Annotated in this window: 18 protein-coding genes; 15 read left to right on the top strand and 3 right to left on the bottom strand. The window is 73.3% G+C overall.

Translation table 11 applies throughout. The features are described from left to right. Position 1 precedes the first annotated feature (1 nt). From Asi02nite_RS16600 to Asi02nite_RS16560, 9 genes are read left to right on the top strand one after another with little or no spacing between them, the layout of a single operon-like run. Complete coding sequence (locus Asi02nite_RS16600; RefSeq protein ID WP_203713893.1) at positions 2–736, top strand: vWA domain-containing protein; 735 nt, start codon at positions 2–4, stop codon at positions 734–736. Next, positions 723–1,784: a protein phosphatase 2C domain-containing protein gene (locus tag Asi02nite_RS16595; protein ID WP_203713891.1), complete on the top strand. Its 1,062-nt coding sequence runs from the start codon at positions 723–725 to the stop codon at positions 1,782–1,784. Before Asi02nite_RS16600 ends, Asi02nite_RS16595 begins: the two co-directional genes overlap by 14 nt. Continuing rightward, positions 1,784–2,845 (top strand): hypothetical protein, encoded by a 1,062-nt coding sequence (locus Asi02nite_RS16590; RefSeq protein WP_203713889.1) that lies wholly within the window; start codon positions 1,784–1,786, stop codon positions 2,843–2,845. Before Asi02nite_RS16595 ends, Asi02nite_RS16590 begins: the two co-directional genes overlap by 1 nt. Positions 2,846–2,879: 34 nt before the next feature. Continuing rightward, entirely contained in the window at positions 2,880–5,522 is a 2,643-nt protein-coding gene (locus Asi02nite_RS16585) for a hypothetical protein (RefSeq protein ID WP_203713887.1), read from the top strand. Next, positions 5,512–5,907, top strand: coding sequence for a hypothetical protein (locus tag Asi02nite_RS16580; protein ID WP_203713885.1), 396 nt, complete (start codon positions 5,512–5,514; stop codon positions 5,905–5,907). The genes Asi02nite_RS16585 and Asi02nite_RS16580 overlap by 11 nt, the downstream gene beginning before the upstream one ends. Positions 5,908–5,936: 29 nt before the next feature. Then, positions 5,937–6,416, top strand: a complete 480-nt coding sequence (locus Asi02nite_RS16575) for a hypothetical protein (RefSeq protein ID WP_203713883.1) — start codon at positions 5,937–5,939, stop codon at positions 6,414–6,416. Next, a complete protein-coding gene (locus Asi02nite_RS16570) occupies positions 6,413–8,107 on the top strand; it encodes an Hsp70 family protein (protein ID WP_203713882.1) in 1,695 nt (564 codons plus the stop codon). Before Asi02nite_RS16575 ends, Asi02nite_RS16570 begins: the two co-directional genes overlap by 4 nt. A 27-nt stretch (positions 8,108–8,134) precedes the next feature. Then, positions 8,135–10,531: a CHAT domain-containing protein gene (locus tag Asi02nite_RS16565; protein ID WP_203713881.1), complete on the top strand. Its 2,397-nt coding sequence runs from the start codon at positions 8,135–8,137 to the stop codon at positions 10,529–10,531. Between the two features lie 14 nt (positions 10,532–10,545). Beyond that, entirely contained in the window at positions 10,546–11,826 is a 1,281-nt protein-coding gene (locus Asi02nite_RS16560; RefSeq protein ID WP_203713880.1) for a hypothetical protein, read from the top strand. On the opposite strand, the gene Asi02nite_RS16555 is transcribed toward Asi02nite_RS16560, so the two are convergent. From Asi02nite_RS16555 to Asi02nite_RS16545, 3 genes are read right to left on the bottom strand one after another with little or no spacing between them, the layout of a single operon-like run. Beyond that, positions 11,781–13,823 carry a S9 family peptidase gene (locus Asi02nite_RS16555; RefSeq protein WP_203713879.1) on the bottom strand — a complete coding sequence of 681 codons (2,043 nt, stop codon included), beginning with the start codon at positions 13,821–13,823 and terminating at the stop codon, positions 11,781–11,783. The two genes, Asi02nite_RS16560 and Asi02nite_RS16555, sit on opposite strands and share 46 nt — an antisense overlap. 36 nt (positions 13,824–13,859) lie before the next feature. Continuing rightward, on the bottom strand, positions 13,860–14,891 hold the full coding sequence (locus tag Asi02nite_RS16550; protein WP_203713878.1) for a WXG100 family type VII secretion target: 1,032 nt from the start codon (positions 14,889–14,891) through the stop codon (positions 13,860–13,862). Continuing rightward, entirely contained in the window at positions 14,869–15,231 is a 363-nt protein-coding gene (locus Asi02nite_RS16545) for a hypothetical protein (RefSeq protein WP_203713877.1), read from the bottom strand. The genes Asi02nite_RS16550 and Asi02nite_RS16545 overlap by 23 nt, the downstream gene beginning before the upstream one ends. Positions 15,232–15,346: 115 nt before the next feature. On the opposite strand from Asi02nite_RS16545, the gene eccCa reads away from it, so the two are divergent. The 6 genes from eccCa (at position 15,347) to Asi02nite_RS16515 (ending at position 22,084) form a co-directional block, all read left to right on the top strand. Beyond that, positions 15,347–19,342: a type VII secretion protein EccCa gene (eccCa, locus tag Asi02nite_RS16540; protein WP_239126758.1), complete on the top strand. Its 3,996-nt coding sequence runs from the start codon at positions 15,347–15,349 to the stop codon at positions 19,340–19,342. A 111-nt stretch (positions 19,343–19,453) separates the two neighbouring features. Beyond that, a complete protein-coding gene (locus tag Asi02nite_RS16535) occupies positions 19,454–19,789 on the top strand; it encodes a hypothetical protein (RefSeq protein ID WP_203713875.1) in 336 nt (111 codons plus the stop codon). 30 nt (positions 19,790–19,819) lie between these two features. Further along, positions 19,820–20,131 carry a WXG100 family type VII secretion target gene (locus Asi02nite_RS16530; RefSeq protein WP_203713874.1) on the top strand — a complete coding sequence of 104 codons (312 nt, stop codon included), beginning with the start codon at positions 19,820–19,822 and terminating at the stop codon, positions 20,129–20,131. A gap of 26 nt (positions 20,132–20,157) precedes the next feature. Next, positions 20,158–20,562: a hypothetical protein gene (locus Asi02nite_RS16525; RefSeq protein ID WP_203713873.1), complete on the top strand. Its 405-nt coding sequence runs from the start codon at positions 20,158–20,160 to the stop codon at positions 20,560–20,562. Beyond that, the gene (locus tag Asi02nite_RS16520) at positions 20,562–21,686 is read left to right on the top strand and encodes a hypothetical protein (protein WP_203713872.1); all 1,125 of its coding nucleotides are present in this window, start codon (positions 20,562–20,564) and stop codon (positions 21,684–21,686) included. Before Asi02nite_RS16525 ends, Asi02nite_RS16520 begins: the two co-directional genes overlap by 1 nt. Next, positions 21,686–22,084 (top strand): hypothetical protein, encoded by a 399-nt coding sequence (locus Asi02nite_RS16515; protein WP_203713871.1) that lies wholly within the window; start codon positions 21,686–21,688, stop codon positions 22,082–22,084. Before Asi02nite_RS16520 ends, Asi02nite_RS16515 begins: the two co-directional genes overlap by 1 nt. Positions 22,085–22,094 lie beyond the last annotated feature (10 nt).

Here is a 22,094-nt window from a genome sequence, read left to right as displayed (position 1 = left end):
GATGAGCGGTTCGAGCCATGGGGACGATCGCCTCCTGGTCCTCCCCTTCTACGTCGTCGTCGACGTGTCGCTGTCGATGAGTGTCGGCGCCGACGACGGCATGACCCCGATCGAGGCGGCGAACAAGATCCTGCCCACCGTCATCGACGGCATCGAGAAGTCGCCGACGTTGGGCGACGTGGTCCGGCTCGGCGCGGTGGACTTCTCGGACGACGCCCGGGTCGTGATGCGGCTCGACGACGTGCGCAACATCGACCCGATCCCGCAGTTCGCCGTGCGCGGCGCCACCTCGTACGAGGCCGCCTTCCGGCTGCTGCGGCAGGAGATCGAGAAGGACTACGCCACGCTGCGCGGGGACAACCTGAAGGCGTACCGGCCGGCGATCTTCTTCATCACCGACGGGGAGCCCACCGACGACCACGACGACATCGTGCGGGCCTTCAAGGATCTCACCGATCCGGCGTTCAAGCTGCGCCCCAACATCATCCCGTTCGGCATCGGCACGGCTACCAAGGCGCAACTCGACCAGTGGGTGCACCCGAACGCGGCCGACGGTGCGAAGAAGCCGATGCGCAGCTATGTCGCGGGCGACGGCGTCGACGCGGCGAAGGCGATCACGAAGGTGGCCGAGGTCCTGCTGTCGAGCGTGATCGCCTCGGCCCAGTCGGTCACCGACCACGGCAGTGGTGGCGGGTTCGTCCTGAAAGACGAGGACCTCGACAGTGACTGGAACTGAGCGCGCGGAGCCGTCGGACGTCCGCGAGCCGGACGCGGCCGGGGTCGCGCTCGCGGAGCCCGCGGCGGACGACGAGGCGGTCACGCCGGCCGAGCCCGGCGAGATGCCGCCCACGCACTGGCGGCGCCACCCTAACGGCCGCTGGATCGTCGGTGACCCGGGCAACCAGCCCGCGGTCGTCGCGACGCCGGCCGTCCTGGTGCGCCGTCGCCCGGACCTGGCCGTGGACGGCTGCCGCGTCGGGTCGCTCGACTACCGGGCGGCCAGCCTGCGCGGCCTGAGCCATCTGGAGACCGGCAAGCCCCGCCAGGACTCGTACGCGGTCGCGGTGACCCGCGACGGTCACTGGCTCGTCGGCTGCGTCGCGGACGGCGTCTCGGCCGGCAAGCTCTCGCACCGGGCCGCCGATCTCGCCTGCGAGAAGATCGTCAGCGAACTGATCGACGGGCTCGCCGAGGCGGGCATCGAGGCCGACCTGGGGAAGCTGCGCTGGGACGCCGCCGTGGACAGCGCCAACGACGCGATCAAGAACGAGTTCCTGCGTACGCTGCGCTCGTCCCGCAACCAGCAGCAGGAGATCGAGGCCGACGAGGTCACCCTCGCCGACGTCCGCCAGCACATGTCCTCGACCGCGGTCGCGTTCGTGGTCGCGACCCACCCGGGCCCCGACGGCACACACCGGTCGCTGGTGACCGCCATCGCCGGGGACTCCTCGGCGCTCCTGCTGCGCGACGGTGCCTGGTCGCCGGTCACCGCGGTCAAGGGCGCGGGCGACGAGGTCGCGTCCTCGGAGGTCCGACCGCTCCCCCGCGTCGTCACACCGGAGCCGAACGCGATCCAGCTACGGCCGGGCGACGTGCTGGCGGTGATCAGTGACGGCATCGGCGACCCGATGGGGTCCGGCGGCGGCGTGGTCGGGCGGTTCCTCGCGGAGCAGTGGACCAGCCCGCCCGACACCATCGAGTTCGCGCACCAGGTCGGTTTCTACCGCAGGACCTTCGTGGACGACCGCACCGCCGTCGCGGTCTGGACGGCCGCGGAGCCATGATGAGCAGCGACGCGGCGACCGTCCACCGGGCCGACCTCGGTCCGCTGGAGTACCTGGGCAAAGGCGGAACGGCGGTGATCTACCGCCTTCCCCGCTTCAGCCTGCCCGACACGCCACCCGTGGTGTTCAAGGAGTACAACGCCAAGACCAGGAAGTTCGGTGGTCACGCGCTGCGCACCGGACTGCTCTCCCTGGTCCAGCAGCGGCTGCGGATGGCCACGGACGAGCGTGCCCGCTGGGACGAGCGCATCACCTGGGCCGTCCGGGTGGTCGACGACGACTACGGCGTGTGCGGGATCCTGCTCCCCCTGATTCCGGACCACTTCTTCCAGGACCTGCGCGGCCGCACCGGCACGGTGAGCCGCGGCCCGCGCGAGGTCGACCTGCTCTTCGGCGCCACCGCGGACATGGCCAGGCTCGGCCTGCCCGAGGCGACGCCCGTGCAACGCCTCGGTGTCGCCGTCCAGATCGCCAAGGTGTGCGCGCGGGTGCACGAGCAGAAGCTGGTGCTCGGCGACATCTCGGGGCGCAACATGGTCTACGACCTCGACGGCCCGCGACCGCGTGTGATGGTCGTCGACGCGGACGGCGCCCGGCTCGAAGGCAGCCAGGGCGCCTTCGGTGGGCAGCCGCACACGCCGCACTGGGAGCCGCCCGAGGCGCTGCTGGCGGCCGCACGGCTGCGGGCCGCACGCCGGGCCGGCACCGTCCAGTCGGTCACCACGCCGCTGAACCAGACGATGATGCAGAACCGGGCGACCGACGTCTACAAGCTCGGCCTCATGCTGGTCCGCGTCGTCGACCACGGCCGCGGCAGGTCGGTCAACCGCAAGCCGAAGGTCGCGGTGGACATCTTCCGCACCGCCTGGGGCGCCAACGCGGCCGACCTGCTCGAGCGCAGCCTGAGTGACCGGCCCGCGGACCGGCCGACCGCACGGGCGCTCTACGAGTCGATGCACCGGACCGTCCGGACAACTCCGCCGCCCGCGCTGCCGCCGGGCACGAAGGTCGGCGGTTTCGTCTTCCGCGACGGCGTCGGGTGGGTGCGCCATGGTGCCTGAGAACGCTGGGCCGCCCTGGTGCCGATCCTGCGGCGTGGACGCGGTCGCCGGTGCGGCGGCGTGCGCCGGTTGTGGGCAGGCGCTGGACGTCGCCGTCGCCGGAGACCCGCTGATCGGGATCGTCGTGGTGTCGTCGGGACGCTTCCTCTCCCGGAACGTGATCGTGGTGGGCACCGCCGGCGACGCCGTCTCCCTGCTCGGCCGCGGCGACGAGCCGGTCACGGTGTCGGCCGCCGACTTCGCCGGCATGCGCCGGGTCGAAGTCCCGGCACCCGCGACGATCGGCGAGGCGGGCCGGCTCTGGTCGGCGTCACGCGCCGAGGCGATGGGCACGATCAAGGGCTCCTGGCCGCACGACCGGCTGCAGGCCATCGGCGACGAGTTCGCGGGTCGCGACCTCTCCCGCCGGCGCGCCGCGGCGGTCGACGCGATCGCCCTCGGGCGGCAGGTCTGGCTGCCGCGGGCCGGCCTGACCGAGTCGGAGCTGAGCTGGTACCAGGCACGGCACGCCGCGCTGCGCGGCGACCTGCGGGAGATGCTGGCGTGGCTCGCGAAGCTGCCCCCCGACGGGTACGCGGTGCGGGTGGCGCTGTTGCTGTCCACCGCCGCCGGCCTGCGCGCCGATCCGGCGCTCGCCGCGCTCGCCACCGCCCAACTCGCCCCCTTCGAACAGTCGTCACCCGACGCCAGGGCCCTCCGGCGCGTGCTCGGTCGCACCGCGGCCGACGACCCGCCCGCGGCCGTGGTCGAGTTCGCCTCGACGCTGCCCGGCAGGTGGGGAGCCGCGGCCGCGCCGGCGCTCGCGGGTGCCGAGGCGATCCGGGACCGCCGCCGTATACCGATCAGGCCGCGGTCCGGGCCCGCTGTCCGGGCGCTGGACGCCTACGTGGCCGGCCTGGCGGGCAGCAACCTGAACGACTACGTCGCGCTGCTGCGCGACCTGCCACGGGCGCTGCTCGACGACCTCGTGGACGCCGGCGCGCTGACGGCCGTTCCCGCCGACAACGGCATCTTCCCGGCTGACCTGCGCGCCTACCTGCGCTGTCGGCTGCATCCCGGTCGCGTCGACGCGGCCGAGCTGACCACTGCCGGCTTCGTCGCCGAATCGGCCCGGCGGCACTACCTGGCGCGCGACGCCGACGCGCTGGGCGGCCTCGATCCGGCCGACGAGACGGTGCGGCACTACCGCGCCCTGCTCGCGTACGTGCGTGACCGGGATCGCGCGCACGTCGACGACCTGTGGCCGGCGACCCGTGCGCTGGTCGACGACCTGTCCGCCGCGACCGGGGAGGTGTCGGAACAGCTCGCCGCCGACCGGTCGGCGTGGCCGCTGCTGCGCGAAGCCGCTGTCGCGGGGCGGCTCACGGTGAGCCGGCGGGTGCGGGACGCGCACCCCGAGTTCGCGTCCTGGTTCGACGTGTGCGGCCTCACCCGGCTCGTCTACGACGGGGACTGGGCCGGCGCCGTGCGCCAGGCCGGAGCGCTGACCGGGACGATCCGCGACTGGCCGCTGGCCGACGAGGTCGCGAGCCTCGCCGCCTTCGCGCGATGGCAGCTCGGCGAGGATGCCGCGGCGTTGGCCACATTGGACGCCGGTCCCGACGCGCCGTTCCGGGCCGGAATGGTGCTCAACGCCTCGATCATCGCCGCCGGGCGGGGCTCCACCGACGCGCTCGAGCCGCTCGGCCGCCTCTCCCGCGAGGCTTCGGATCGGCGTGTCGGCAACGCCGCCCTGCTGCGGGCGATCGGTCTCTGGCTGGCCGACGACGCCGTCCCCGACTACCCGGCGCCCCTGGCCGATCTCGTCCACGCCCGCCTGGCCAATCCGATCGAGGACGACGCGCTCTTCCTGACCCTGACCAAGTTCAGTGCGAACAACGACGCGGCCTGGCTGGCCGGCGCCTCGGTCCATTTCGTCAACCAGACCCAGGCGGAGATCATGCGGTTCTTCCAGACCCGCTGCCGCATCCTCGACGAGAACCGGCCCGACACGCTCGCGGACCTCGGACAGGTGCTGGTGCCGATCTGGCAGCGCAGCCCTCGGCCCGAGTGGATCGCCCGGGAACGGGACTGGCTCGTGGAACTGGTCCTGGACCTGGTGCACCGCCCGTTCGGGGAGGCCGTCGGGCTCACCGGAGTGATCCACATCCTGCTGGACGGCGGCGTGCTCGAACCGGGCGAGCGGTACATCCTGTCGACGCAGGCCGGCGCGCACATCGCCGCGAGCCTCGGCGACGGCGAGGACATCCGTCCCGAGGCGGAGCAGAAGCTGCTGTTCGACCCGGCCCAACGGTGGTTGCGCAACGACGGAGCGTTGGCCGATCCGCTGCGCGAGCGGGTCGGCGAGGAGCTGGCGAGGTGCGTGGCCATCGCGGCGGTGTCGATCGCCCAGAGCCAGACGGCGGTCGTGGACCGGTTGAGCGACGACTACAACGCGGTGGTCCAACGGCGGCAATGGGACCACGCCAACATCCGGTTCCTGCAGCACCGGCAGGTCACGATCCTGGACGAGCTCGCCGCCCTGGCCGGCCGCCTGGGCGCCTACCAGGCCCTCCTCGGCCGGCTCCCGGTCCCCGAGGACCTGCGTGAGCTCGCCGGGACGGTCGGTGCGCAGGCGACGTCGCTCGCGAACGAGGTCGCCCGGCTACGAAGGGACGTGCTGCCCTATGGGCGCTGACCGCAACCCGTACGTGCTGCTCGGCGTTCCGTTCGGGGCGAGCCGCGAACAGGCCAACGTGGCCTTCGCCCGGCAGGCGCGCGCCCTGCGCCGGCTCGGCAGCGCGGGACGCGACCGGTTCACCGACCTGACCTGGGCACTCAACCAGATCGACGAGGCCATCCGGGAACCCGAGACGGTGCTGTGGCTCTACCGGATCCCGTTCGACCCGGCCGTCCTCACCGCCTCCGGCCCCGGTGAGTTCGCCCCGCCGCCGAGCCCGCTGCCACGCCGCACCGCCGACAGTGGCGCCGCCCTGGCGGATCTGGTCCGGCAGGCGGCGACCGAACACCTCTGCGACCTCGTGCTCGAGCAGGCCGGGCGCACCCCGGTGCCGGCCCCCTGAACCCCAGGCCCACGACGAAGGGACATCCCGTGTTCGGCAAGAGACGCGACGCGATCACCACGAGGCTCGCGCACATCGACGCGCTCGTCGACCGCATGGACAGGCGCATGGAACGGATCGAGACGGTCACCCTGGTGCGCGAACCCGCCGCCGCCGTGGCCGCCGACGCGTACGAGGGCCTGCGCAAGCAGATCGTCACCGCTGTCTCGGCGCGTACCAGTCATCTCTCGCAGCTCGCCCAGTGGGACGTCGCGCTGCGGCGTGGCGCCGGGCCGGACGACCTGGCGGACCTGCTCGACCGCTGGTTCGAGCAGGCGGGGCTGGAGAAGGTGACCGATCCGCACCATCCCGACTTCGCGCGCTGCTTCGAGTTCGTCGACGACGCCGACAGCGGCCCCGTCGAGGTGCTCGAAGCCGCCTACGTCGATCAGTTCACCGGTCGCGCTGTCCGGCTGGGTCGGGCCCGGCACGTGGCCCGACGCCCGCAACACGAGGGAGGCAAGAGATGAGTGACGCGTTCGGCATCGACTTCGGGACCACCAACAGCGTGCTGGCCAGAAGCACTGCGGGCGGGGTGGAAGCCGTGCCGCTCGATCCGGACCTGCCGCTCGAGTGGGCCGACCTGGAGTTCGACCGCGTACTGCCGTCGGTCATCGGCCTGGACCGCGGGAACCCGGTGTTCGGCTGGGCCGCCAAGCGGCAGCGTGCCGGCAAGCTCGAGGCGGTCAAGCGGCTCTTCGCCACCGACGACTCCGTCACCATCGGCGACCAGGAGCTCAAGGTCGAGGTCGCGGCGGCGATGTTCTTCCGGCACATCCAGCAGCAGGCCGCCGCGGCCGGGATCGTCTCCCGGCTGGACCGGGCGGTGGTGACGATCCCGGCCAACAGCCGCGGCCTGGCCCGCTACCGCACCAAGCTCTCGGCGGGCCTCGCCGGGATGGAGGTGCTGGCACTGATCAACGAGCCGACCGCGGCGGCCATGGCGTTCGCGCACGCGATCGGCCAGAACCAGCGGGTCCTGGTCTTCGACTGGGGCGGCGGCACGTTGGACGTCACCGTCCTCCAAGCCTTCGACGGCGTGTTCATCGAGCAGGCGTCCAAGGGTGTGCAACGGCTCGGCGGACTGGACGTGGACGAGGCGTTCGCGGCCGCCGTGCTCCCGCGGATCGCGGGTTCGAACGGGTGGACGGCCGAGCAGCACGCGCTCTTCCGGCTCGACCTGGAACGGGCCAAGATCGAGCTGTCGCGGGAGACCGCCACGCGGGTGCCGCTGCCGACCGGCGGCTACCACCCGGTCACCCGGGCGATCCTGGAGGAGTCGATCGCCGCCCTGGTGAAGCGCACCCGCGAGCCGCTGGAGACCTGCCTGCGCGAGAGCCCGGGCCGGATCGACCACCTCGTCATGGTCGGCGGCAGCTCGAACATGCCTGTGATCCGCGCGTTCGTCGCCGACATCGTCGGCGTGGCACCGTCCGACGGCGTCAACCCGATGCTCGCGATCGCGCAGGGCGCGGCCATCGCGGCCGGCATCCTGCAGGGTTCGGTCACCGACCTCGACTTCCACGTCGGCACCGAGCACGCCCTGGGCACCGTGGTGCACAACGACTCCTCGCCACCCGACGGCGAGTTCTCCGTGCTGATCCGGCGCAACACCAAGTATCCGGCGCGCGCCACGGACTCCTACGTGCCCGCCATGGACTTCCAGGAGAAGGTCAACCTTCAGGTCATCGAGGGCGACCCGACCAAGCCGATCGGCCACGAGGACAACGTCATCCTCAAGAACTGGGACGTCGAGATGGCGGGCCAGCGGCTGAAGTCGGACGCCGCGTTCACGGTCACCTACGAGTACGACCTCGACGGCATCCTGCACGTCCTGGTCCGCGACCAGCGCACGGGCGCCGTGCTGTCCGAGCAGGAGGTCGCGGTGGGCGCCGGCGAGGACCGCTCCCAGCTACCCGGGATGCGGCGCAGCGTCGACAGCCTGATGGACGGGTCGGGCGGGCAACGCAAGCTCTCCCCGGAGGCGCAGGCGCTGGTACGCAAGGCCCGCGACAAGGTGCTGCCGTTCGTGGCGGACGACGACCGGGCGACGCTGGAGAAGCTGATCGCCGACCTCGAGACCGCGACCTCGGCGGAGGACGAGCCGGGCCGCCGGGCCGCGCTGGAGGCGGAGCTTCGCAACCACGCGTACCTGCTCTGACCGGGCCATGGCCGGAGGGAGGACCCGATGGGCGACGACGCCGACCGGTACGCCATGGTCGCGGCGGCGCTGGCCGGCCATCCGGCGATCGGGGAGGCGGCCACCGCGCTGCTGGAGATCGCGCCCGACCGGCCGCACCGGGGCCTCCTCGCGGCGGCCTTGATCGAGCGCCTGCTCGACGGCGACCCGGCGACGCTGGTCACGCTGGGTCGCGACATCGAGGCCCTGCTGGCCGTCGCGGAGGCCGAACCGCCGCCGCTGACGTCGTGGCGCGGGACCCGGGCGATGGCCCGGGCCACGGTGCTGATCGCACAGGCCGCCGTTCACGACCTGCCGGACGTCGGTGCGGCGGTGGCCGAGGTCGACCGGCTCTCGGCGGAACTCACGACGGACGATGTCGCGGACGACGCGCCGGCGGGCGGTGTGCTCCGCGGGCTCGTCGACCCGTTGATCGAACAACTGCCCACCATGATCGCGAGCGGCATGCCCAGGGCGCCGGTGAGCGCGAACGAGATCGCGCTCGGCGAGCTGCACGCGGGCCTGCGCCTCCTGCGGCCGGAGGCCGGTCCGCGGCGCTGGGACGAGGGCGTCGACCGCCTCCGGGCGGCACTCGCGGCGTCCCGGCCCGATCATCCGCAGCGGGTGCAGCACCTGTGCCTCCTCGGGTTCGGGTTGCTCCGCCGCGCCGAGTTCACGAACGACCCCGTGGACCTGCCCGAGGCACGGCGGTTGGCGCTGGAGGCGAAGAGCCTGCTCGCAGGCCCGCAGGACGGGGCCTTCGAGATGGTGCACGAGCTGCTCAGCCAGGTGCGGTTCCGACTCGGCGAGGGTGCGGACTCACACATCGACAAGGTCGAGTCGCTGCGTACGCACGTGTGGCAGGTGCTGATGCGGGCCGACGCGGCCGGAGCGGCCGCGGCGGCGCGGGATGCCTCCGCATCGGCCATCGCCGGTGCTCACAGCTGCATCCGGGCCAACGACGTGGCCGGCGCCGTCCGTGCGCTCGACGCCGGGCGTGGCCTCGCCCTCTACGCGGCCACGGAGTTGCGGGCGGTCGCCGACCGGCTGCGCGCCGCCGGCCACTCCGGGCTCGCCGAGGAGTGGGAAGCGGCGAGCGACGGGCCGGGCCCGAGCGTCGCGTTGCGGCGCCAGGTGATCGGGATCCTCGCCGACATCGTCCCCGACGGCGCGCTGTTCGATCCTCCGGACACACGCCAGATCCGCGCCGCGTTGTCCGAGCTCGACCTCGACGCCCTCGTCTATCTGGTCCCGGCGACCGACGGCTGGCCCGGTCTCGCCGTCGCGGTCCCGGCCCGCGGACGGCTGGCCTATCTGGCACTGCCCGCGCTGCGCCCGGCCGACAGCCCCGAGGTCGCCGCCTATCTCGCGGCGGCGAAGGCCCGGGACACCGCGCGCGTGGGCCGGGGAGCGCACCGCGACCTGCTCTCGCTCGACCGGACGTTCACCAGCCGGCTGGACGTCGTGTGCGACTGGGCCTGGCGGGCCGCGATGCGGCCCCTGGTCGAAGGTTTCCTGCCGACGCTGAGGCACAAGCCGTCCACGCGCGTTCCCCGGCTCGCCTTCGTGCCGATGGGCGAGCTCGCGCTGATCCCGTGGCAGGCGGCCAGGCGCGCGGGCGGCGAGCCGGCCGTCACCTCGGTCGCGCTCTCGCAGACGGCGTCGGCCCGCATGCTCTGCCACAGCGCCGACCTGCGTCCGGTTCCTCCGTCACGTCTCGGGATGGTGATCGGCGATCCCGACACCGCCGGTGCGGCCGCGACGCTCCTGGGCGCCCGGGCCGAGGCGTACGAGATCTGGGGCTCGTTCTATCGCGGTGGTCGCTACCTGGGCCGCCTCCCTGACGACCGCGGCATCAGCCCCTCCGGTGCCGGGACAGCGGACGAGGTCCGGGCCTGGCTCACCGCCACCGGCCGCGCGGCGGGCCGGATGCTGCACCTGGCCTGCCACGGTGTGGTCGACACGAAGGGCGCCTACCTGCTGCTCGCCGACGGCCGACCACTGGCCGCGGAGGAGCTCGTCACGCTCATGAGCGGGGTCCCCGAACGGGACGTCGGTCTGGTGGTGCTGGCCGCCTGCAGCACCGGACTCGCCGCCGGCGACTACGACGAGGCCTACAGCCTCGGCACGGCCTTCCTGGCCGCGGGTGCGCGGTCGGTCCTGTCGACACAGTGGACGATTCCGGACGCCGGCACATCGCTGCTGATGTTCATGTTCCATCACTACCTGATGGACGAACGGCTGCCGGTGTGGGAGTCGCTGCACCGGGCCCAGCTCTGGATGCTCGACCCGGACCGGCACGTGCCGGACGAGATGCCCGACTCGCTGCGCCGGCAGCTCGACGACTCAGGCCACGATCCCGCGAACGCCACCGAGTGGGCCGGCTTCATGCACGGCGGCCGGTGAGGAGAGGAGAACGGTTGTCCACCATCGACGAGCTCCGCGCCGAACTGCGCCCACTCGAAGGCCCGGTCCGCGCCCGTCCGCTGGTCGAGCTCGCGCAGGAGCTGAGCAACGCGTACTGGCGGGCCGGTCCCGGCAAGCCCGCGGCACTCCCGTTCCTGAACGACGCCATCACGGCCGCCGACGAGGCCTACACCTACTTCCAGGACGGCGACGAGGTGCGCCGGCGGGTGTCGGCGCTGCGCGGCCAGCTCTACGGCACGCGGCACCTGGCGCACCTGAGCCCGACGCGGGACCGCGACATCGCCGTCGCGCAGATCCGCGAGGCGCTGGCCAGCCGGCACCTGCCGCCGGCCGTGTGGGAGAACTGCCAGCTCACCCTCGGCCAGCTCTACCTGAGGAACCTGGTCAGCCTGCTGCAGGGACCGGACCTCACCGCCCGCATCCTGCACGACGGGCTCCCGCCGAGCGCGACCGTCGATGTCGATCGCGCCGTGGAATGCTTCGAGGCGGTCCGCCGGGCGCCGCTGACCCGGGAGGCCAAGGACGCCGCCGAGTTGTTGCTCCGCATGGCGGACGCGCTGCGGACGATCGTGACGATCAGGGGTGGAGGCTCGGGCACGGCGGCCATGAACCAGCTCGTGGCGGCGATGGCCGCGATCCAGGAGTTCCACACGGAGCGGTCCACCGTCCTCACGGCCGGGCCGATGATCAACCTGACCGCTTTCGACGCCGACGAGGTCGCCGACCGGGACCCGTTGGACCGGCCGGTCGCGGTGGTGGAAGCGGACGACCCGGCCGGCGAGCCGACTCCGCGACAGGTCCGGGCCCCGGCGGCCGCGCCGAGCGATCCGGACGAGGCCGGCGCGCTGCGACGCGAGTTGCGGGCCCGCGTGAGTGGCGGCGCCGACCTGTTCGACGCGCTGGACGACCTGCTCGATCCGACCCGACCGGCGCCGGCCCCGAGCCTGGTCGACGACGTGGTCGCCCTGGCCACGGCCGTGGTCGACGCCGGTGCGGCCAACCGCACCGATCGCCTCCTGCTCGCCGTCGGGCTCTGCCTGCGGGCGCGGGCGGCCGGTGCGCGGTGGATCCGTAGGGACCTGGACGATGCCACGGCCGCCCTGCTGGAGGCCGCCTCCGCGGACCGGCCACCACCGCCCGACGCGATGCGGGTCATGCGCCGGTTGTCGACCCTGCTGGACGCTCTCGATCCGCGCTGCCGCGCCGAGGCCCGCCTGTCGGAGAGACTTCAGCCGAGCAGGTCCGGGCGCCGCCACTCCTTCCCGCGGACGTGATGGTCGAGGAAGGCCAGCACTGTCGCGTACCAGGCCTTCGCGTTCCCCGGTTTCAAGATCCAGTGGTTCTCGTCCGGGAAGTAGAGGAACTTGTGCGGCGTCGTGCCGTCCTCGTCCTTCGAGCGGGACAGCAGGTCCCACCAGAGGCGCAAGGCCTCGCCGATGGGGACGCGGTAGTCCTTGTCGCCGTGGATCACCAGCATCGGGGTCGTGATGGCGTCCGCCGTGTGGTGCGGGGAGTTCGCGTCCAGGCGGTCCATCGTGAACTCGCGCGACCAGTAGTAGGCCGCGTCCGTCGTCGTCATCATCTGGTCCAGCGCCCACAGCGACGCGTGTGTGACGATCGCGTCGAAGCGGTCCGTGTGGCCCGCGATCCAGTTCGCCATGTAGCCGCCGAACGAGCCGCCCATCGCGGCCGTGCGGGTCTCGTCGACGTCCGGGCGGGCCACCGCCGCGTCGGTCAGGGCCAGCAGGTCCGTGTACGGCTCGTCGCCCCACGAGCCCCAGCCGCGCTTGACGAACTCGTAGCCGTAGCCCGTCGAGAGCCCCGGGTCCGGCAGCAGCACCGCGTAGCCACGCGCCACCGCGATCCACGGGTTCCAGCGCCACGTCCACGCGTTCCACGAGCCGAGCGGTCCACCATGGATCCAGAGCAGCAGGGGTACGGGCGCCGCATCGTCGGCGGGCAGCGCCAGCCACGCCCGCAGCGGCGAGCCGTCGACCGCGGTCGCCGTCACTTCCTCCAACCGCCCGGGTACGCGCACCGCGGCTCCCGCCGGACCGGGCAGGTCCTCGACCGGGCCACCCGACAGCGGCACCCTGACCGGGCCCGGCGGGCTGTCGACCGCGCTGCGCAGGGCGTACACCCAGCGACCGTCGGGCGAGATCCGGACGTCGGTGTAGGCGCCGTCGTCCTCGGTCAGCCGCGTCACCGCCCCCGTCGCGGCGTCGACCCGCCACAGTGGAGCGCGGCCCTCGTCGTCGGCGCCCACCACGAGCGCCGACCCGTCGGGGGTCCAGCGGGTGCCGCGCGGCCACCGGTCCCAGGCCGCGGTCAACGGCGCGAGCTCCCCGCCGGCCAGCGGCAGCAGCGCCAGCCAGGCCGTGCCGGGATCGTCCACGGAGGACCGTCGCCGCACCACGACGGCCACCCGGGCGCTGTCGGGCGACACCACCGGGTTGCTGTATTCCTGCTCGGGATCGTCGGCCAGCACCCGGCGCGCGCCGGTCGCCACGTCGATCGCGACGAGCGTGCCCCGCTCCGAACCGCCCCGCTCGGCGACCATCCACGTGGCGACGACCGTACGGCCGTCGGGCGCGACGTCCCACTCGTTCTCGTGCTCGAGCGCCCGGCCCACGTGACCGGTGAGGTCCCGCAACGGCAGGGCGCCGTCCGCGGTCAGGTCGGCGGCGAGCAGACGGCCGCGGGCCGGGCCGAGGTCGTGGTCCCAGAACCGGATCGGGTACTCCTCGTGCAGGATCGCCGAGATCCCGTCGTCCTTGCGCCGCTTGCGGGCCTCCCGGTCGGCGTCGGGATCGGCCGACGACGGCAGCAGCCCGGAGCCGGCGACGACGGTGCCGCCCGCGCTGACCAGCACGCCCTGCACACCGCCGGGCAGCTTGGCGACCACGCGCGCGTCGCCGCCACCGGCCGGCTGCAGCCACAGCGCGGCCTTGGGCTCACCCTCGCCGTCGTCGCCGTCGGGGTCGGGCCGCGCGGACGTGAACAGCAGGTCGCCGGCCGGCGTGAACGCCGCGGACGACTCACCCTTGACGCTGCGGGTCAGCCGCCGCGCCGGCCGCTCACCGGCCGGATCGACCTCCCACAAGGCGGTGGCGTACCGACTGTTCTCGCGGTCGGGTGTGGCCACGCCGACGACGAGCCGAGTGCCGTCCGGGGAGAGCAACAGCCCGCCCAGCCGGGGCAGTCGCACGTACGCGTCGAGGTCGAGAAAGGGGTCCGCTGATCGCTTGTTCGAGCCGGCGTCGACACTCATCCAGCCTTTCTATCACCGCGTCGCGCCGGCGGTCGATCACGCGACCTGGTCGCGGAGGATCGGTGGTGGCGCGTCGGCTCCCGCCTGCCAGTCGAGGTCGCCGTCGGTTTCCCAGGCGTTCGTGCCCTCGGCCAGACGGCCGTCGGTGACCGCGTAGCCCTCGGACGGCCGCCCGCCGAAGCCCAGACCCGCGCCGCCCATCATCGGGACGCCGGCGCTGTCCACCTGGGCCGTCACGGCCGTGGCGGGGCGGTCGACCGGGTCCCGGGCCACCGCGCCGGCCAGGCCGGCACCGGTAACCGCGCCGCCGGCGCCGCCGAGCACGCTGACCGGGACCGCGGCGGCGCCGGGCGAGGCCGTGATCGGGCCCGACGGCAGTGACACCGCGGCGGCCGCCGCCGGCATCGCGCGCAGGTCCGCCGCGCCCGCCAGGGCCGTGACCGCCGGAGCGGGAGTCGACGAGGCCAGCGCGTCGACCCTCGCCGGCAGCGTGTCGTCGATGCCCGGCACCGCCTCGCTGCCGGACGAGACGCCGGCCGGCAGGTCGGCCGGCTCGGCCGGGATGCAGGCCGGCCAGATGCGGTGGTCGGCCACCGCGTAGTCCGCGGCGAGCCGGGCCACCAACACGGTGACCCGCTCGCGTGCCTTCTCCCGCTCCTCCCCCGCCAGCACCCGACCGAGCAGCAGGGCCGCCGGGTCGGCCGGCGGCGGCTCGGGCCGGTCGGGTTCGGCCAACCGCTGGGTGTCGGCCAACGCCCGCGCCATCACCGTGAGCCCGGTGCGCATCACCGACGCCTCCGCCGCGAGCTTCTCCGCGTACGCGACGATCAGCCCCAGGCGATACTGGAACTCCCGGCTGCCGCCGCCGTCCCAGGCCGGCAGGACCCGGGACAGCTCCGCGCGCAACCCGTCAGCGACGCCGCCGACGTGCTGCTCGACCCGGTGCCAGGTCTCGGCCACCGCGTCGACCTGCTCCGGCCGGCCCTCGGCCAGCATCTGGTGCAGCTTCTCGTGCGGTTCGCGCCGGTAGCGCTCGTAGAACTCGTCAACCACCCTTGGTGCTGCCATCGCCGACCTCACTCACCCCGTCGAGCTCACGGTCGACCTTCGTCGTGTCGACCGCCGCGTCGGCGTCGAGGTAGATCCGCAGGACCTCGGCCGTCGCCTGCTCCGCTATACGGAGCGCGTCGACCAGACGGCTCAATCGCAGGACATATTCGTCGTGCAGGAGTTGGTGCCGGTCGGCCCGCTGCTGCCCGTCGTGGAAGCCGCCCAGCGCCGGCCGGTCGTCGCCGGGCGCCGCGGTCAGGGCGTCGAGGGCGGCGCGGGCCTGGTCGAGCCGGGGCGCGAGGCTGCTGTGGAACTCCCGCAGCGCGGCGAAGTCGACAGAGAGATCGTGGGCGACCATCGCAACCTTCCAGGGGTACGGAGTCGGATGGGCGATGCGAAGTCTAGCCGACGTTCGCCAGGCGGCCAGGCGACGAGAAGACGGTAGGCCCGCGACGCGTATAGCATCGCCGCTCGTGGAGGTATTGGACGGTGGACCCCGCTCCGGCGGCGGTGACGGCGTCGCGGGGACCGCCCTGTTCCGCCGGCCGCCCCGACAGCCACCGCCCGCCCTGCCGCGCGGCGAACTGACGCTGGAGCCGCCGCCGGAGCTGTCCGACCCACTCCCCCGCAGCCCGCTGCAGCTCCTGATGATCGTGCCGATGGTGGCCGGCGTCGCGGCGATGGCGATCCTCTACTCCGGTCGCGGCGGCGGCACACTGACCTATGTGGTCGGTGGCCTGTTCGGCCTGTCCATGCTCGGCATGGCGATGACCTCGATGGGCGGCTCCGGCCAGAACACCCGGGCCGAGGTGGACGCGCAACGCCGCGACTACCTGCGCTACCTGGCCCAGGCCCGCCGGCAGGCCCGGGGCGCGGCCGCGCAGCAGCGCACCGCGTTGCTGTGGCGGCACCCGGCGCCCACGGCACTGTGGGCGGTCGCCGCGTCCCGCCGGCTCTGGGAACGGCGCACCACCGACGACGACTTCGCCGAGGTCCGGCTGGCCGTCGGCACGCAGCGGCTCGCGGTCACGATCGTGCCGCCGGAGACCCGGCCGGTCGAGGACCTCGAACCGTTGACCGCGATCGCGCTGCGCCGCTTCGTCCGGGCACACTCGGTCGTGCCGGACCTGCCGCTGGCGATCCAGCTCCGCTCGTTCAGCCGGGTCGCGCTGCGCGGCGACCGCGGGCCGCTGCTCGGGCTCAGCCGGGCCCTGCTGGCCCAGCTCGCCACCTTCCACTCGCCGGACGACCTGCGTGTCGCGGTCGTCACCGCGGCCGAGCGGCGGGCCGACTGGGACTGGGTCAAGTGGTTGCCGCACGCGCAGGACGACCGGGTCGTCGACGGAGCCGGCGCGACGCGGCTGGTCTTCGAGTCGACGACCGCGCTCGAGGCGGCGTTCCGCGAGGAGCTCGCCATCCGCCCCCGGCACTCGCCGGACGCCAAGCCGCTGACGACCGCGCCGCACCTGGTGATCGTGCTCGACGGCGGCGACGTGCCGGCCACCTCGCAGCTGCACGGTGCCGGCGTGCTGGGCGTGACCGTACTCGACCTCGCCGGCACCGTCCCGCGTGACGCGGGCCGCTGGCTGCTCGCCCTCGACGTCACGGCGGAGTCTCTCTCTGCCGACCGCGGTGACCGCACGCTGGCCCTCGGCGTCCCCGACCGGCTCACCGTCGAGCAGGCCACCGGCCTCGCCCGCCAGCTCGCCCCGCACCGGCTCTCCCAGCACGTCGAGAGCGTCGAGGCGACGGCCCGGGTGATGGAGCTGCCGGAGCTGCTCGGGCTCGGCGACGCCGGCGCGGTCGACACGACCCGGACCTGGCAGCGCCGCCCCGAGCGCGACCGGCTGCGCATCCCGCTCGGCATCAGCCCGGACTCCGCCGTCGTGGAGCTCGACTTCAAGGAGGCGGCACAGGACGGCATGGGGCCGCACGGCCTGATCATCGGGGCGACCGGCTCCGGCAAGAGCGAGCTGCTGCGTACCATCGTGGTCTCCCTGGCCGTCACCCACTCGTCCGAGGAGCTCAACCTCGTCCTCGTCGACTTCAAGGGCGGGGCGACGTTCGCGTCGCTGGACGTGCTGCCACACACCAGCGCGGTCATCACCAACCTCGCCGACGAGCTGTCGATGGTGGACCGCATGGAGGACGCGGTCGCCGGCGAGCTGGTGCGCCGCCAGGAGCTGTTGCGGGCCGCGGGCAACTACGTCTCACGGTACGAGTACGAGAAGGCGCGGCTCGCCGGTGAGCCGCTCGACCCGCTGCCCAGCCTGCTGATCATCTGCGACGAGTTCAGCGAGCTGCTCGCGGCCAAGCCGGACTTCATCGACCTGTTCGTGACGATCGGCCGGCTCGGCCGGTCGCTCGGCGTCCACCTGCTGCTGGCCAGCCAGCGGCTCGAGGAGGGCCGGCTGCGCGGGCTCGACACCCACCTGTCGTACCGGATCGGCCTGCGCACGTTCTCCCCGATGGAGAGCCGCGTGGTGCTGGGCGTGCCGGACGCGTACGAGCTGCCCAACGCGCCGGGCCACGGCTACCTCAAGGCGGGCACCCTGCCGATGCAGCGGTTCCGGGCCGCGTACGTGTCGGGCGCGTACCGGCCGGCAGTGGTGTCCGGGCCGAGGGCGCAGGCCCTGGTCCGCCGCCGGATCGCCCGCTACGGCACCGACCACGTGCCGATCCCGGCCGACCTGCCGGTCGACGACGAGGTCGGCGTGGCCGACGAGGGTGCGGAGGCGGGCCGCGCCGTCTCGATGCTCGACATCATCGTCGACCGGCTGCGCCAGGGGCCGCCCGCACACCGGGTCTGGCTGCCGCCGCTGGACGACGCACCGCCGCTGGACGCCATGCTCGGCGAGCCGGTCGCCGACCCGCGGCGGGGTCTCGTCGCGGGCGCGGAGACGCTCCAGGTGCCGGTGGGCATCGAGGACCGGCCGTTCGAGCAGCGCCGCGACCCGTTCCTGGTCGACCTGGCCGGGGCCGGCGGCAACGTGGTCATCGTCGGTGGTCCGCGGTCCGGCAAGAGCACCCTGCTGCGCTCGATGCTCTGTGCCCTGGCCCTGACCCACAGCCCGCGCGAGGTGCAGTTCTTCGGCATCGACCTGGGCGGTGGGGCGCTGCGGGCGCTGGAAGGCCTCCCGCACACCTCCGGGGTGGCCGTGCGGCGCAACGTCGAGGCCGTCCGGCGCACGGTCGCCGAGGTGAGCGTGCTGCTCGACGAGCGGGAGGCGCGCTTCACCGAGCTCGGGGTCGAGTCGATCGACGCGTACCGGGCTATGCGCGCCCGGGGCGAGGTCACCGACGACCCGTTCGGCGACGTGTTCCTCGTCGTCGACGGCTGGGGCACCATGCGCGAGGAGTTCGAGCAGCAGGAGGAGATCATCTCCCGGCTCGCCCCGCGCTGCCTGGGGTTCGGCGTCCACATCGTGCTGACCGCGACCCGCTGGTCGGAGGTCCGCTACAACCTGCGGGAGCTGTTCGGCTCCCGGCTCGAGCTGCGCCTGGGCGACCCGACCGACTCCGAGATCGACCGGCGGGCGGCCGCCAACGTGCCGGAAGGCACGCCCGGCCGCGGCCTGACCCGCGACAAGCTGCACTTCCTGGCCGCCGTGCCGCGCGCCGACGGCCGCACCGGTGCCGACGACCTGGCGGCCGCGACCGCGGACCTGGTGCGCCGGGTCCGCGAGGCATGGCCGCACGAACCCGCGCCGGCGGTACGGCTGCTGCCCCGGCTGCTGCCCGTCGCGGAGCTCGCCGCGGTGGTCGAGCCGGACCGGCCGGGCATCCCGATCGGGCTCAACGAGACGCGGCTGGCGCCCGTCCACCTGCCGTTCGCGAGCGAGCCGCACCTGATGGTCTTCGGCGACGGCGAGTGCGGCAAGACCAACCTGCTCCGGCTGATCGCGCGGTCGATCGTCGCGCGGCACACCCCGGACCAGGCGAAGATCCTGCTCGTGGACTACCGGCGCACGCTGCTCGGCGTGGTCGAGGGCGACCACCTGCTGGACTACACGACGTCGGCGCAGACGACGGCGCCCATGGTCGGCGGGATCCACCAGGCGCTGACCGAGCGGCTGCCCGGACCGGACGTGACGACCGAGCAGCTCCGCAACCGGAGCTGGTGGGCCGGCCCGGAGATCTACCTGATCGTCGACGACTACGACATGGTCGCCGCCAGCAGCGGCAACCCGCTGGAGCGGCTCGTCGACCTGCTGCCACCGGCCCGCGACATCGGCTTCCACCTGATCCTCGCGCGCCGCAGCGGTGGTGTCTCGCGGGCCATGTACGAGCCGATCCTGCGACAGCTCACCGATCTCGACTCCCCGGGCTTCCTGATGTCCGGCAACCCCAACGAGGGCGCCGTGCTGGGCAACCTGCGGCCCGCCCCGCAGCCCCCGGGTCGCGGTGTGCTGCTGCGCCGCAGCGACGGCGCCAACCTCGTGCAGACGGCCTGGGCGGAGCCCGACTGATCGTCCGCAGTGGATGGTCCCCACAATTCTTCATCCGTGTTGAACTGTCGCGCGCGCGGTCCCGTACCCCATGCCGCCCAAGGACGACGGACGGCATCGGAGGAAGAGACCATGGCTGGTGAAGCAGACTTCGGCGTCGGCGAAAAGACCGCTGATGCCGCGATGCAGGTGGTGATCGGCGCCCAGGCGGCGCTGAACCGCGAGCTGGAGATGGCCCGGCACGAGGCGCAGCAGCTTCGCCGGCACTGGACCGGCAAGGGTCAGCTGGCCTGGGAGCGGGCGGTCGGCAAGCTCTGGCAGCAGTGGGAGCTCGTCGGCCAGGAGTTCGGCAAGGTTGGCGACAAGTTCGACCAGCAGCAGCGGGACAACACCCAGCTCAACGAGCGTGGCGCCGACGCCGGCACGCAGCTCGAGCGGCACTTCGACATCAACACCCGCCTCGCGTAGCGCGGCCGGCGAACTCCAAGGAGAGACGAGATGCCGTACACCCCTGGCGATTCCAGTGGCATGTCGATGTCGTACCAGGGCGCCGAAGCGGCGGCCCAGTTCTTCGACCAGACCGGCCAGAAACTGATCCAGTGCGTACGCGAGTTCGAGGAGCGGATGAAGGCGCCGCTCAACCAGTGGGCGGGTGACACCGCGCTCACCGTCGACGACCTGCACCGGGACATGCAGGAGACGATCAACCAGATCAACCGTGCCGTGGACGCCGCCAAGACCGTCATCCGGGGCGCCAAGGACGAGTTCCGTAAGGCGGACCTCGCGGGCCAGTCCCTGTTCCAGCGCTGAGGCCGGACCCGTGGTGGCCGCGCTCGGTGGTCGATCCGGCCGCCGAGCGCCCGCCGTGGCACCGTTTGGAGGACGAGATGCACGCACCGGACCACGACGTCGCCGTCTCACACCCGGAGCTGGCCGAGAAGTCGTTCCAGCTCGACGATCTGGCTGACCAGTTTGGACGCTCGTTCCCCGTGACGACGGAGTGGGCGGCCGAGAATGCCGGCTTTTCCTTCACCAGAGCCCTGACGACCTTCGTCGGCCAGCTCGTGCCCGCCGCGGTCAACACGGCCGTGACCGAGCTCAAAGAGGACAGTGCCAGCATCGCCAAGGCGAACAGGCAGTTCGCCGAGAGCGACGAACGGCAGGAGGACTCCGCCATCACCTCGATCGGCGCGCAGGAGCAGCCGCTGACCTCGATGCGGCTCGTACGGGGTGATGCGTGATGGTGAGCTTCCTCGGTCTCGAGGCGTCGAACCCGCCGGTGTTCGAGACCGCGCTCGTGCAGGCCCTGCAGGGGGCGATCAGCGGCATGACCAACCTGAACGCCGGTGTCGACGCCGCGACGACGCTGCCCGGCCTGGCCGGCGTCACGAAAACCGCGCAGGAGCAGCGCAGGGCACTCGTGCGGGACGGGCTGACGCGGATCGTCGGCTCCGTCGTGCAGGCCAAGGTGACCACCAGCGCCGGCGCGACGCAGCTCCAGGCGACCAAGGCGCGGCTGGACGCGATCGTCGCCACGGCGCGGTCGATGGGGTTCGACGTGCTGCCCGCCGGCGTGGTCCGGGTGAGCACCGCGCAGCGGGCGTGGGCCAAGAGCCTGCCGTCGCCGGCCGACGTCAAGGCGATGATCAAGCTCGAGCAGTGGGCGGCGCAGTTCACGGCCCAGGTCACCGCGACCACGGGCCAGGCGACGGCGATCGACGCCGCGCTCACCACCGCGCTGACCACGATGGCCGCGGACTATCTCACCGGGCTGTTCACCAAGCAGACCGGCCTCGGCACGGCGTCGACCGTGCCGGCTCTTCCACCGGCGACACCGCCCGGGCTGCCGCCGCTGAGCCCGCCGGCCGGTGTTCCGCCGGTCACGGGCCCGCCGGTCGCGAGCCCGCCGTTCGCGAGCCCGCCGTTCGCCGGCGCGCCCGGGGTCGGCACCGACCCGGGCGCCGTGACGGGGCTTGCCGGGGCGGGATCCGCACCACTGGCGGGCGCGGGCACGCCCGGGTTCGGTGTGGGTGCGCTCGGATCCGGCGCCGGTGGCATCGGTTTCGGCAGCGCCGGCGCGCTGGGGGCCTCTGGACCGGCCCTCACGGGTGCCGCCGGCGCGGCGGGCACTGCCCTCGGCGGCGCGGCCGGTGTCGGCGGCGCCGGCCTGCCCGGGGTCGGCGCCTCCACCACCACCGCCGGCCGGACTTCGGCCGGTGCGACCGGGGGCGCCACCGGGTTCGGTGGCCACGCCGGTCAGGGCCGCACGGACCGGACGACGGACGGCCGCCTCGCGGACTCCTGGTTGACCGAGGACGACGCCCCCTGGGGCGCCGACGACGCACCGGACGGGGTGATCTGCTGATGGCGACCGGAAACGCGCCCGACTTCGGCTCGGCGCTGGAGCGCACCAAGCGCCTGCAGGCCAATGTGGACCAGCTCAGGCAGGTCAGTGAGTACGTCACGATCCTCGCTCAGATGGTGCCGGCGCTGCAGAAGTCGTTCGACGAGGCCAACCGGTCGAGCCACTGCGGGCAGGCCGGCACGGCCAGCGCGCTGGGCGCCGACTCGCTGCCCGAGGTCGAGGCGATCGAGTCCCGGATCAGCAGCACGCACCAGGCGATCACGGCCAACCTGGCCGACGTGGGGACGTCGCTGCGCTACACCGCCGGCGCGATCGCGACCATCGCCGACCGGTTCAGGACCGCGGAGGAGCGCATCGAGGTCTCCGCGGCGCAGGTTCTCAGACTCCTTCCGCGCTGACGGGACCCGA

Source organism: Asanoa siamensis (assembly GCF_016862555.1).
GTDB classification, from domain to species: Bacteria; Actinomycetota; Actinomycetes; order Mycobacteriales; family Micromonosporaceae; genus Asanoa; species Asanoa siamensis.
The sequence above is the reverse complement of the archived record's forward strand: the minus strand, read 5'-3'. Positions and strand labels throughout refer to the sequence as shown.

Coding starts and splice junctions, on each gene's coding strand:
- Asi02nite_RS16535 (WP_203713875.1), top strand. CDS start 19,454: ATGGCTGGTGAAGCAGACTTCGGCGTCGGCGAAAAGACCGCTGATGCC.
- Asi02nite_RS16520 (WP_203713872.1), top strand. CDS start 20,562: ATGGTGAGCTTCCTCGGTCTCGAGGCGTCGAACCCGCCGGTGTTCGAG.
- Asi02nite_RS16600 (WP_203713893.1), top strand. CDS start 2: ATGAGCGGTTCGAGCCATGGGGACGATCGCCTCCTGGTCCTCCCCTTC.
- Asi02nite_RS16515 (WP_203713871.1), top strand. CDS start 21,686: ATGGCGACCGGAAACGCGCCCGACTTCGGCTCGGCGCTGGAGCGCACC.
- Asi02nite_RS16570 (WP_203713882.1), top strand. CDS start 6,413: ATGAGTGACGCGTTCGGCATCGACTTCGGGACCACCAACAGCGTGCTG.
- Asi02nite_RS16590 (WP_203713889.1), top strand. CDS start 1,784: ATGAGCAGCGACGCGGCGACCGTCCACCGGGCCGACCTCGGTCCGCTG.
- Asi02nite_RS16550 (WP_203713878.1), bottom strand. CDS start 14,891: ATGGCAGCACCAAGGGTGGTTGACGAGTTCTACGAGCGCTACCGGCGC.
- Asi02nite_RS16580 (WP_203713885.1), top strand. CDS start 5,512: ATGGGCGCTGACCGCAACCCGTACGTGCTGCTCGGCGTTCCGTTCGGG.
- Asi02nite_RS16565 (WP_203713881.1), top strand. CDS start 8,135: ATGGGCGACGACGCCGACCGGTACGCCATGGTCGCGGCGGCGCTGGCC.
- Asi02nite_RS16555 (WP_203713879.1), bottom strand. CDS start 13,823: ATGAGTGTCGACGCCGGCTCGAACAAGCGATCAGCGGACCCCTTTCTC.
- Asi02nite_RS16530 (WP_203713874.1), top strand. CDS start 19,820: ATGCCGTACACCCCTGGCGATTCCAGTGGCATGTCGATGTCGTACCAG.
- Asi02nite_RS16545 (WP_203713877.1), bottom strand. CDS start 15,231: ATGGTCGCCCACGATCTCTCTGTCGACTTCGCCGCGCTGCGGGAGTTC.